The sequence below is a fragment of the Methylobacterium sp. J-026 genome (assembly GCF_022829585.1).
Classification (GTDB): Bacteria; Pseudomonadota; Alphaproteobacteria; order Rhizobiales; family Beijerinckiaceae; genus Methylobacterium.
Genome location: NZ_JAKSYC010000092.1, coordinates 20,819 through 32,777, shown reverse-complemented (window position 1 = coordinate 32,777; position 11,959 = coordinate 20,819). Strand labels below are relative to the sequence as shown.

Annotated in this window: 9 protein-coding genes and 1 pseudogene; all 10 read left to right on the top strand. The window is 69.8% G+C overall.

Features of this window, described 5'->3' with window-relative positions:
- Positions 1 to 142: pseudogene (locus tag MKK69_RS09055) on the top strand (GntR family transcriptional regulator); the annotation flags it as partial.
- Between the two features lie 26 nt (positions 143 to 168).
- Entirely contained in the window at positions 169 to 1,425 is a 1,257-nt protein-coding gene (locus MKK69_RS09050; protein ID WP_243967443.1) for an alpha-hydroxy acid oxidase, read from the top strand.
- Positions 1,426 to 1,447: 22 nt separating this feature from the next.
- Positions 1,448 to 2,431: a 2-hydroxyacid dehydrogenase gene (locus MKK69_RS09045; RefSeq protein WP_243967442.1), complete on the top strand. Its 984-nt coding sequence runs from the start codon at positions 1,448 to 1,450 to the stop codon at positions 2,429 to 2,431.
- 55 nt (positions 2,432 to 2,486) lie between these two features.
- Positions 2,487 to 3,944: an MmgE/PrpD family protein gene (locus MKK69_RS09040; RefSeq protein ID WP_243967440.1), complete on the top strand. Its 1,458-nt coding sequence runs from the start codon at positions 2,487 to 2,489 to the stop codon at positions 3,942 to 3,944.
- Positions 3,945 to 4,014: 70 nt separating this feature from the next.
- Positions 4,015 to 5,517, top strand: a complete 1,503-nt coding sequence (locus tag MKK69_RS09035) for an MmgE/PrpD family protein (RefSeq protein ID WP_243967439.1) — start codon at positions 4,015 to 4,017, stop codon at positions 5,515 to 5,517.
- A 113-nt stretch (positions 5,518 to 5,630) separates the two neighbouring features.
- Entirely contained in the window at positions 5,631 to 6,527 is an 897-nt protein-coding gene (locus MKK69_RS09030) for a LysR family transcriptional regulator (protein WP_243967438.1), read from the top strand.
- A 188-nt stretch (positions 6,528 to 6,715) separates the two neighbouring features.
- The gene (locus MKK69_RS09025) at positions 6,716 to 7,441 is read left to right on the top strand and encodes a PIG-L deacetylase family protein (protein ID WP_243967437.1); all 726 of its coding nucleotides are present in this window, start codon (positions 6,716 to 6,718) and stop codon (positions 7,439 to 7,441) included.
- Entirely contained in the window at positions 7,438 to 8,127 is a 690-nt protein-coding gene (locus tag MKK69_RS09020) for a 4-carboxy-4-hydroxy-2-oxoadipate aldolase/oxaloacetate decarboxylase (RefSeq protein WP_243967436.1), read from the top strand. Before MKK69_RS09025 ends, MKK69_RS09020 begins: the two co-directional genes overlap by 4 nt.
- Positions 8,128 to 8,248: 121 nt before the next feature.
- The gene (locus MKK69_RS09015; RefSeq protein WP_243967435.1) at positions 8,249 to 9,553 is read left to right on the top strand and encodes an MFS transporter; all 1,305 of its coding nucleotides are present in this window, start codon (positions 8,249 to 8,251) and stop codon (positions 9,551 to 9,553) included.
- Positions 9,554 to 9,935: 382 nt separating this feature from the next.
- Complete coding sequence (locus MKK69_RS09010) at positions 9,936 to 11,624, top strand: methyl-accepting chemotaxis protein (RefSeq protein WP_243967445.1); 1,689 nt, start codon at positions 9,936 to 9,938, stop codon at positions 11,622 to 11,624.
- The last annotated feature ends 335 nt before the right edge of the window (positions 11,625 to 11,959 follow it).

The window sequence follows — 11,959 nt, the reverse complement described above, 5'->3', positions numbered from 1 at the left end:
GGCCGAGGACATCCGAACCGGGCGTCTGACCGCGGGGACGCGCCTGCCGACCCAGCGCGCCCTCGCTGAGGCGCTCGACCTGAACTTCACGACGGTGTCGCGCGGATACGTCGAAGCCCATAAGCGCGGGCTGATCGAGGGTCCAGCCCATCACCGGAATGGAGAGCGATGGCGTCAGGCGCCAAGAGACTGGCCGGCCATGCCGAGGCTGTCCCCGGAACGGCGGCGACCGAGACCGCCCCGGGGACGCGCCGGCCCGGCAAGCCGATCGCGCTGGCCCTGGCCGATTACGAGGCGGCGGCGCGGCGGCACCTGCCGCGGCCGGTCTTCGGCTACATCGCGGGCGCCGCGGAGACCAATGCCGCGATCGACGACAACCGACAGGCGTTGCGCGAAGTTGGGTTCGTGCCGCGCGTGCTGGTCGGGGTCGGCGCGCGCACGACCGCCGCCACACTGTTCGGCCGGGACTATGCCGCGCCGTTCGGCATCGCCCCGATGGGCCTGAGCGCCCTGGCCGCCTATCGCGGGGACATCGCGCTGGCCGCCGCCGCGCGGGCGGCCCGGGTGCCGATGATCATGAGCGCGTCCTCGCTCATCCGCATGGAGGACGTGATCCCCCACAATCCGGAGGCGTGGTTCCAGGCCTACCTGCCCGGCGAGCCCGACCGGATCGTGGCTCTGATCGACCGGATCGCGGCCGCGGGCTTCAGCACGCTTGTGGTGACCGTCGACACCGTGATCTCCGGCAACCGCGAGAACATCACCCGCACCGGTTTCTCGACCCCGCTCCGGCCGAGCCTGCGGCTCGCCCTCGACGGGCTCCTGCGCCCGCGCTGGACCGTCGGCACGTTCCTCCGCACGCTGGCGTGCCACGGCATGCCGCATTTCGAGAATTCCCACGCGGCGCGGGGGGCGCCGATCCTGTCCGCCTCGGTGCTGCGGGATTTCGGCAACCGGGATCACCTGTGCTGGGATCACCTGCGGCTGGTGCGGGATCGCTGGCGCGGCCGGCTGGTCGTCAAGGGGATCATGGCGGCGGCCGACGCGGTCGCGGCCCGGGATCTCGGCGCCGACGGGGTGATCCTGTCGAACCACGGCGGCCGGCAGCTCGACGGGACGGTGTCGCCCCTGCGCACCCTGCCGGCGACGGTGGCTGCACTCGGCGGCACGATCCCGGTGATGATCGACAGCGGCTTCCGCCGCGGCACCGACGTGCTGAAGGCACTGGCGCTGGGCGCGTCCTTCGTCTTCGTCGGGCGGCCCTTCCTGTACGCCGCGTCCCTGGGCGGCAGCCCCGAGGTCGAAGGCGCGATCGCGATCCTGAAGGACGAGGTCGGGCGCAACATGGGCCTGCTCGGCGTGAACGCCCTGTCCGAACTCGGGCCAGACCGCCTGCACCGGATTCCGGCCGCGGCGAACACTTGACCCCTGCGAGGAAGGAGCGTGCATGAGCGATGAGGCGTCGCGGTCCGGCGGAGCGGGCGGGCCCAAGCCGGACGTGCTTCTGGCGATCGACCTCGCGCCCTTCGCCCTCGACCGGCTGCGGGCGCACTTCACCGTGCATCAGGCCCTCACGCCGGAGGCCCGCGCGGAGGTCGCCGCGCGGGCCGGCGCGCGCGTCCGGGCGATCGTGACCAATGGCACGACGCTGATCCCGGCCGCCTTGATCGCGGCCCTGCCGAATCTCGGCATCATCTGCGCCCAGGGCGTTGGCTACGAGGGCGTCGACCTCGCGGCGGCCCGCGTGCGCGGGATCGTGGTCACGCACGGCACCGGCACCAACGCGGATTGCGTGGCCGACCACGCGCTCGCCCTGTTCCTGGCGGTGCTGCGCGACATCCCGCGCTTCGACGCCGCCGTGCGGGCGGGCCGCTGGCGGGAGGGCGGCACGGCCCGACCGGGCGCGCACGGGAAGCGCGCCGGCATCCTGGGGCTCGGCGGGATCGGCGGCCGGATCGCCAGGCGCTGCGCCGGCTTCGACATGGCGGTGCGCTACCACAACCGCCGGCCTGTCCCGGACGTCCCGTGGGACTACGCGCCGAGCCTCAGCGACCTCTGCGCCTGGGCGGACGTCCTGTTCGTGGCGCTGCCGGGCGGGGCTGCGACCCGCCACTGCGTCGGGGGCGCGGCCCTCGACGCGCTCGGGCCGGCCGGCTTCCTCGTCAATGTCGGGCGCGGCTCCGTGGTGGACACCGACGCCCTGGTCGAGGCCCTCGGTGCCGGCCGCCTCGCCGGGGCGGGGCTCGACGTGATCGAGGGCGAGCCCGAGGTGCCGGCGGCCCTGCGCGCCCTGCCCAACGTCGTGCTGTCGCCCCATATCGCTGGCCGCTCGCCCGAGACCATGGAGGCGACGATCGGGCAGGTCGTCGGCAACCTCGCCGCCTTCTTTTCGGGCGCGGCCGTGCTCTCGCCGATCCCCGACCGCGCCTGACCACCCCCCGCTCCACCCGCCGTCCGGAGAACCGATGTCACACCGAGGCCATCTGATGGGACCGAGCCGCCGGGCCCTGCTGCAAGGCGCCGGTACCCTGCTGGGGACCGTGCCGCTGCGCGCCTCCGCGGCCGAAGGCACTGCCGGTGGGACCGTCAGCCCAATCATGGCCAAGCTCAGCGCCTATATGGGCGCGGCCGGAGACCGGGCGCTCCCGGACGCGGTCGTCGAGACGGCCAAGCACCACATCCTCGACACCTTCGCCGCCATGGTGTCGGGCTCCGGACTCCTACCGGCCAAGGCCGCCTACGGCTTCGCGGCCTCCTACGGCGGCTCCGGTGATGCGACGCTCGTCGCCTCCAAGGCCACGGCCGATCCGCTGGTGGCGGCCCTGGTCAACGGCATGCTGGCGCATTCGGACGAGACCGATGACTCGAACGAGTTCTCGCAGTCGCATCCGGGCGCGCCGATCGTGCCGGCGGCGCTGGCCGCCGCCGAGAAGTTCGGCATCGACGGCACGCGCTTCCTGCGCGCCGTGACGCTGGGCTACGACGTCGGCCCGCGGGTCACCCTCAGCTTCGACGCGATCCCGTTCCGCAACACCAGCCACAAAAGCACCCACGCCATCGCGGGCGCCTTCGGGGCCGCGGCGGCCGCCGCCTGCGCCGCCGGGCTCGACGCGCAGCAGATGCGTTGGGTCCTCGACTACGCGGCCCAGCAATCCTCCGGCATCGGCGCCTGGACCCGCGACACGCAGCACATCGAGAAGTCCTTCGTGTTCGCCGGCATGCCCGCGCGCAGCGGCCTCACCGCGGCGCTGATGGTGAAGGCGGGATGCACCGGCATCGACGACATCTTCTCCGGACCGGACAATTACTTCCTGGCCTACGCGCCCGATGCCCGCCTGGACGCGCTGACGGCGGAGCTGGGCGAGCGCTACGAGATCGCCCGTACCAACATCAAGAAGTGGACGGTGGGCTCCCCGATCCAGGCGCCGCTGGATGCCCTGAGCAACATCCTGCAGCGCCGGTCCGTCGACGCCGAAGCCATCGAATCGGTCACCGTCCGCGTGGCCCATACCGAGGCGCGGGTCGTCGACAACCGCGACATGCCCGATATCTGCCTCCAGCACATGGTGGCGATCATGCTGCTCGACGGGACGGCCTCGTTCCAGGCGGCGCACGACAGGAACCGCATGGCCGATCCGACCGTGCTGCGGATGCGCGCCAAGGTCCGGCTGATCCCGAGCGACGCGCTGGAACGCCTCGAACCGGCCCGCGCCGCCATCGTGGAGATCGCGTTGAACGACGGGACAGTCCTGTCCGACAAAGTGCTGGCCGTCCGCGGCACGGCCGACAACCCGATGCCGCGCGCGGAGGTGGTCGCCAAGTGCCGCGACCTGATGGCGCCGGTCCTCGGCGCGGACAGGACGTCCCGGCTGATCGACGCCGTCCTAGCGATCGAGACGGTCGGGACCATGCGCGACGTCGCGGGCCTGCTGCGCCTGAGCTGAGCGAACCCGGGGACGCGTCGGAGACGGGGCGTCCCGCGCCACGCGACGAGACCCGAGCCGGGAGGATCCGATGATGACGTTGAGCCGCAAGCGATTTCTGTCCGGTCTGGCGGCGCTCGGCGCCGGGATGAGCCTCCTGCCCGGCGCGCGCCGACGCGCCTTCGCCGCGGATGCGCCGGCCGGCACCGCCGGGGTGACGGCGGAGATGGCCGCCTTCGTGGTCGCGGCCCGCTACGAGGACCTGCCGCCAGAGCTCATCGCGCTCGGGAAGCAACACATCCTCGACGCGTTCGGCCTCGCCATCGCCGGCGAGAAGGCCGAGACCGGTCCGATCGTGCGCCGCTACCTCGCCGATCTCGGCATGCTGAACGGTCCCTCCACCGTGCTCGGCACGACCCTGCAGGCCGCCCCGCGCTTCGCCGCCTTCGCCAACGGCGTCGCCATCCACGCCGACGATTTCGACGATACGCAACTCGCCGTCGCGAAGGACCGCGTCTACGGCCTGCTGACCCATCCCACGGTGCCGACCCTGCCCCCCGCCCTGGCGCTGTCAGAGGCCCTGAACAAGTCCGGCCGCGACTTCATGCTGGCCTATCATCTCGGCGTCGAGGTCGCCACGAAGCTCGCCGAGGCGATCGCGCCCCGCTCCTACGAGGGCGGCTTCCACTCCACCAGCATGTGCGGGGTGTTCGGCGCGGCAGCGGCCGCGGGGAAGCTGCGCGGCCTCGACGCCAAGCAGCTGCGCAACGCCTTCGGGGTGGCCGGCGCCGAGGCCGGCGGCCTGCGGGAGAATTTCGGCACGATGACCAAGCCGTTCCAGGCCGGCCATGCCGCCGAGGCGGGCATCGTGGCGGCCGACCTCGCGGCCCTGGGCTGGACGGCGGCCGAGGACATCCTCGAGGCCAAGCGCGGCTTCTTCGCCGCCTTCGGGGGCGGCTGGGATCCCGGGGCGATCGTCGGCCGCCTGGGTCGGCCGTGGTCGCTGCGCTCGCCCGGCGTGTCGATCAAGCCCTATCCCTCGGGCTCGCTCACGCACCCCGCCATGGACGTGATGGCGGAGCTCATCGCGCAGCACGGCATCCGGGCGCAGGATGTGGCGCAGGTCCGGGTCGGCACCAACCGGCAGATGCTCAACACGCTGATCCACCACCAGCCGAGGACGGGCCTGCAGGCCAAGTTCAGCATGGAGTACTGCATGGCCGTGCTGCTGGTGCTCGGCAAGGCGGGGCTCGGGCAGTTCCAGGACGACGTGGTCAACCGGCCGGAGCTGCAGGCCATGATCGAGCGAGTCGACTTCTACAACAACCCGGACGCGGACGCGGCCGGCGCCGACAAGATGCGCAGCTACGTCGAGGTGCGGCTGACGGACGGGCGCTCGGTCTCGGGCCAGGGCGACTTCGCCCGCGGCAGCCCGGAGAAGCCGATGCGCTTCGACGACACCGTGGCCAAGTTCGAGGGCTGCGCCGACTTCGCCGGGCTGCCGCGCGAGCGGGCCGGGCGAATCGTGTCAACCGTCCGGAACCTGGAGGCGGTCCCCGACATGCGCGTGGTCTGCACGGGCCTCTTCGCCTGAGCCTCGGCGGCATCCGCGGCCTCGCCTCGCAGTCGGCTGGCAGCGGGCCGATCCGTAGCGGCGGCCTCTCCGTCCGTGCGAGTGCTGGCGCCGCGTTTCGACGGCGAGGGGTGATGGAGCGGATCGACTTCCTGGGCCTGCAGGCCTTCCTCAGCATCGCCAATTGGGGCAGCTTCAACCGGGCCGCGGCCAGCCTCAGCCTGTCGCAGGCGGCGTTGAGCCACCGCCTGAAGAAGCTGGAGGACGAACTCGGCGTCAGGCTGGTCGCCCGGACGACGCGGCAGGTGACACTGACGCCCGCCGGCGTCGAGCTCCTGCCGAGCGCGCAGCGCATCGTCGACGAGCTGTCCCAGATCTTCGGGACGCTCCGGCGTCAGGGCCGCGAGAGCCAGGACGTCGTGCGGTTCGGCTGCCTACCGACGATCGCCGGGCACCACCTGCCCGTCATCCTGCAGGGGTTCAGCGCCGCTCACCCGGGCGTGCTGGTGCGTGTCCTTGATCAGTCGGCCACCGCGATCATCGAGCGCGTGCGGGCGGGCGAGGCCGAATTCGGCATCACCATCATGTCGGCCCAGCACTACGACCTCGATATCACCCCGATCCACCAGGAAGCCTTCGTGCTGGTGTGCCGGGCCGATCACGCGCTCGCCGACGCGAAGGTGGTGACGTGGTCCGCGCTGGACCGGGAGATCCTGATCAAGATCGGGGAGCAGACCGGCAACAACCTGCTCATCGCGGCGGGACTGGGCGGACGCTACGCCGACGTGACCTGGGCCTACGAGGTGCACCGCGTCGCCACCGCCATCGGCATGGTCCGCGGGGGCCTGGGTGTGACCGTCGTGCCGCGGCTGGCCTTTCAGGCCGCCGATGAGGCAAAGATCGTCGCCGTGCCGCTCCGGGCGCCGAGCATCGCGCGGACGATCGGCATCGTGACGCGCCGCCATCACACCCTGTCACCGGTGGCGGAGAGCCTGGCCCGGATGATCCAGGCCTACTTCAACGCGCTCTGACCGCGCGGCCTGCCGGCAGAACCGGGTGGCGGGGCATCGCGCCGGACTGTTCCGAACCGGCAGGTATTATTCGATCACGTGCATCAATAGCCTCAATCTAATCATTTGTTTGCTCGGGCGGGGGGCGCTAGCGCTGCATGCACAATAGTGCGCGCGAGGGGCGACGCACGCTTCGGGAGGGATGAGACATGGCGGCCGCAGCGCGATCGGGTCTCGTCGTGACAGCCCATCCGGGCGACTTCGTCTGGCGCGCCGGCGGCGCCATCGCCCTGCACGCGCGCAAGGGCTACCGGATGAAGATCGTCTGCCTGTCGTTCGGCGAGCGCGGCGAGAGCCAGTGGGCCTGGAAGAAGGCCGGCGTGCGCCTCGAGGACGTGAAAGCCCAGCGCCGCGCCGAGGCCGAGGAGGCGGCCGGCATCCTCGGCGCCACGATCGAGTTCCTCGACGTCGGCGACTATCCCCTGCGCGTCGACGAGGCCGTGCTCGACCGGCTGGTCGACGTCTACCGCGAGGAGCGTCCGGCCTTCGTACTGACTCACGCCCTCGAGGACCCGTACAACTTCGACCATCCGGTCGCCGCCCACGTGGCGCAGGAGGCCCGGGTGATCGCCCAGGCCGCCGGGCACAAGCCGGACCCGGACCGCAGCTACGCCGCGCCGCCGGTGTTCCTGTTCGAGCCGCACCAGCCGGAGCAGTGCAACTTCAAGCCCCAGGTCATCCTGAACATCGATGCCGTGTGGGAGACCAAATTCCGCGCGTTCCAGGTGCTCGCGGCGCAGAAACATCTCTGGGAATACTACACCCGCGTCGCCCTCAACCGCGGCGTCCAGGGCGGCCGCAACTCCGGGACGGCGATGACCTATGGCGAGGCCTATCAGCGCCTCTTCCCGATGACGCTGGAGGAACTGGCATGAGCAACGTCGTCGTCCGCAACATCCCCCGCGTCGCGCCGGCCGTCGCCGCGACGCTCGCCGGGCACGGCGTCTCCACGGTCCACGAGGCGCAGGGGCGTACCGGCCTCCTGAAGACCTACATGCGCCCGATCTGGGAGGGGGCCGCGATCGCCGGCAGCGCCGTGACCGTGCTGGCGCAGCCCGGCGACAACTGGATGCTGCACGTGGCCATCGAGCAGTGCCGCCCCGGGGACGTCCTGGTGGTGGCCTGCACGACCGACAACACCGACGGCATGTTCGGCGACCTGCTGGCCACCTCGCTGAAGGCGCGCGGCGGCGTCGGCCTGGTGATCGACGCGGGCTGCCGCGACGTGCGCACGCTCAAGGCGATGGGCTTCCCGGTCTGGTCGCGGGCGATCTCCGCCAAGGGCACGGTCAAGGCGACTCTGGGCAGCGTCAACGTCCCCGTGGTCTGCGCGGGCGCCCTGGTCCGGCCGGGCGACGCGATCGTGGCGGATGACGACGGCGTCGTGGTCGTGCCCCATGCCAAGGCCGAAGCCGTCGCCGCGCAGGCGGAGGCGCGGGCCGCCAACGAGGTCGCCAAGCGCGCCCGGCTCGCGGCCGGGGAACTCGGCCTCGACCTCTACGCGATGCGCGACGCGCTGGCCGCCGCGGGCCTCGAATACGTGGACGATCGGCAGGACTAACGAACGCCGAAATAGAAGCCGGCAGACCGTCCGCGAAGAGACGGCACCGGTTCAACCGTGCAGCCCGCCCGGCCGGCAGCCCGAGCGGCGCACGATCCCGGATGGCCGGAGGAGACGCGTCATGAGGAAGCTCGGCTGGTACCACACGCTCGATCAGACCGAGCGCCGAACCTACTGGGCCTGCTTCGCAGGATTCGGCCTCGATGCCATGGACACGACGATCTACGCCCTCGTCATCCCGGCGCTGATCGCGACGCTCGGCCTGACGCAGGCCGAGGCCGGATACCTCGCCACGGCCTCCCTCGCCGGGGCCGCGGTCGGCGGCTGGGCCGCCGGCATCCTGGCCGACCGGATCGGTCGGGTCAGGATCCTGCAGGTCACCATCCTGATGGTCGCGGGTTTCACCTGCCTGGCGGCGTTCATGAGCGACTTCTGGTCCCTCGCCCTCGTCCGCTTCCTGCAGGGCCTCGGCTACGGGGGTGAGGCCGCGGTCGGCGGCGTCCTGATCAGCGAGGTGATCCGGCCGGCCCTGCGCGGGCGCGTCGCGGCCTCCGTCCAGAGCAGCTATGCGGTCGGCTACGCGATCTCGGTCAGCCTGCTGCCGGTCCTTACGTCCCTGTTCTCCGAGGAGACGGGCTGGCGCGTCTTCTTCGCCATCGGCGTCATCCCGGCCGGGCTCGTCTTCTTCATCCGCCGGCTCGTCCCGGAATCCGGCATCTACGCCGAGGCGCGGGCTGCGCAGCGCGACGGCGCCGTGCCGCCGCCGTTCTGGACGATCTTCACCGGCCGGCACCTGCGCCGCACGGCCGCCGCCGCGATCATGTCGACCGGCATCTTCGGCGGCGCCTACGTGATGATCACGTGGCTGCCGACCTACCTGCGCACCGCCCTCGGCCTCTCGATCAAGTCGAGCACCGGCTACCTCGCGATGAACATCCTGGGCTCCCTCGTCGGGCCACTGCTCTACGGCTGGCTGTCGGACCGGATCGGCCGCCGCCCCGCCTTCATGACCTTCCTCGCGCTGCAGTCCGGCAACGTCGCGATTCTCCTGCTCGCGCCGATCGGCCTCACCACGACCATCGTCCTGAGCTTCTTCCTGGGCGCGTTCCAGGGGGCCCTGGCCTCGGGCATGCTGCCGACCTTCGCGGAGCTGTTCCCGACCGCAATCCGGGCGAGCGGCCAGGGCTTCTGCCTCGGGGGCGGCCGCGGCTTCGGCTCGGTCGTGCCCGCCACGGTGGGCATCCTGGCCGCAAGCCTGCCGCTCGGCACGGCGATGGGAGCCTGCGCCCTCTGCGCCTACGGGGTCGCCTTCTGCGCGGCCCTGGTCCTGCCCGAGACCGCCGGAACTGACCTCCATGAAACGGTCGGCGGCTCGGCGGCCGGGACGGGTCAACACAGACAGCCGTCGGACATCGTGTCGGCATAATCGCGCCGCCGAGCGGCTGCTGATCCGTCTTTGCACCCGAAAGCGGCCATTCCGCTTTCGGCCACATGGCGCGATCGATGCAACTTGAAATAAGCGCAATATGTCGCAACTCAAGCGGATATCTGCGTCACGCCGGCATAATGTTGCGGCGCATCAATGCATTCCGGGCTTTGGCCCTTTGCAAAAAATGCTTCGGCATCGGAATACTGGTCTACTTTGATCAAGGCGGGCGCCTTCCGAAAATGTAACCGGCGGTTGTGAAATCATCAAACCCTAATCCAAATTAACGCGTTAGCGAATTCGATTTTGCCGATCTTAACCTATTATACGCCAGGCTGACCCGACCGAAAACAGACATACCATAGTGCAAAAGGTCAAAGCCATGCGCTTTATTTCTGATCTCAAGATAACGACCAAGATGACGGTCGCCTTCTTGTCCCTGACCGCGGTCACGCTCGGCAGCAGCGCATTGGGCTATGGACGGCTGAAGTCGATCGACGCAAACATCCGCATGACAGAACACACGTTTCAGGTTCTGCGGTCACTCGATGCTGCGACGACCGCTATGGTCAATCAAGAGACCGGTGTCCGCGGCTATCTCGTCTCAGGCGACGCAAAGTTTCTAGCGCCCTATCGGTCAGGTCAGACTGAGTTCCGCGAGAGCTTCGAGCGGGTCAGGCAGCTAACGTCTGACAATCCCGACCAGCAGGGCCGACTCGTCAACCTGAAGCAGGCCGCGGATGCGTGGTCGGACGGGGTTGCCGCCCGAGAAATCGCCAGCGCTGAAGCCGGGCATCTCGAGAAGGCCCGGGAGATCGAGGCGAGTGGAGCTGGGAAGTCCTCTATGGATGCCCTCCGCGCCCGTGCCTCGGAAATTGCGCAGACGGAGCACGACCTCCTCGCTCGCCGCAGTGCCGAGCAGCAGCAAGCGTTCGATACGGCGTATTTCACCAGCATCGCTGGCAGCATCGCCAGCGTCTTCATCGCGCTGCTGCTGTCAGCCCTCGTGTTCGTCCTGATCGCCCGCCCTCTGGGCCGTCTGGTGTCGGTGCTGCAGCGGATGGCGCAGGGCGAGACCGATGCGCCCATCGCCGAATCCCAGCGCGGCGACGAGATCGGCGCGGTCGGCAAAGCCGTCGAAGGTATCAAGGCGATGGTCGCCAAGACGGCGTCGGAGCAGGCCGATCTGCAACGAAGCGCCGATGCGGCAGCCGTCGCGGAGCGACGCCGGACGATGATCGAGCTCGCCGACAGCTTCGATCGTGCCGTGGGGGGCATCGTGGGCATGGTCTCGTCGTCCGCGACCGAATTGCAGGCCACCGCACAATCGATGACCGCGACCGCCACGGAAACTGCCAGTCAGTCCACGACCGTGGCGGCCGCGGCCGAAGAGGCGGCATCGAACGTCAATACGGTTGCGGCCGCGGCGGAAGAACTTGGCTCGTCGGTGCAGGAAATCGGACGCCAGGTAAACGGATCGGCCGAGCTCGCGCGTGTCGCCGTGGGTGAAGCCGATCAGGCTGGAATGCTCGTCCGCGAATTGAGTGCGTCGGTGGGTGAGATCGGCGATGTGGTCGGCCTGATTTCGAGCATTGCCAGCCAAACCAACCTCCTCGCGCTGAACGCGACGATCGAGGCGGCGCGCGCGGGCGTCGCCGGCAAGGGCTTCGCCGTGGTCGCTTCTGAGGTCAAGGCACTCGCTGAGCAAACGGCCAAAGCGACCCGCGATATCGCCGGGCAGATCACAAAGATCCAGAGCTCCACGGGTCATGCAGTCTCATCGATCGGCGAGATCACGGGTCGGATCCGCGAAATCAGCGGTGTCGCGACGTCGATTGCCGCCGCCGTTGAGCAACAGGGGGCCGCGACGCAGGAGATCGTCCGCAATGTCAGCCAAGCTTCGGCGGGCACGTCTGAGGTCACGAGCAACATCAGCGGCGTCGCCGGCGCCGCCGAGGAAACCGGCGCCGCCGCCAGTCAGGTCCTGAATGCGGCATCGGAGTTGTCTCGCCAGTCCGAGAGCCTCAACGCCGAAGTCGGACGGTTCCTCGCCTCGATCCGCGCGGCCTAAAAGGCATCCCGCGAAGACCGCGTGCGGACGTGCTCAAATCCGCACTGCGGCTCGCGCGCGGTAATGGTGGCGCTGATTGCATCCAGCATGGGCGTAATGCAGTCGCAGGGGCGAGTCCGAGCGCGTTTGACGGCTGTATCTTCATACGATTCCGATGCACGTCCGTCATGTGCGACCGCCCTTTGGACGATGCAAGAGAGAAAGACACGCCGTCGACACAACCGCATCATCCGCAGATCATGGGCGCCTGCGGATGTCCGAGATATGGCTTGATCGATCACACATATTCAAGTCGTCATCTTCGGATCTCGGAAGGACGGAGCCCGAGGGTGTGA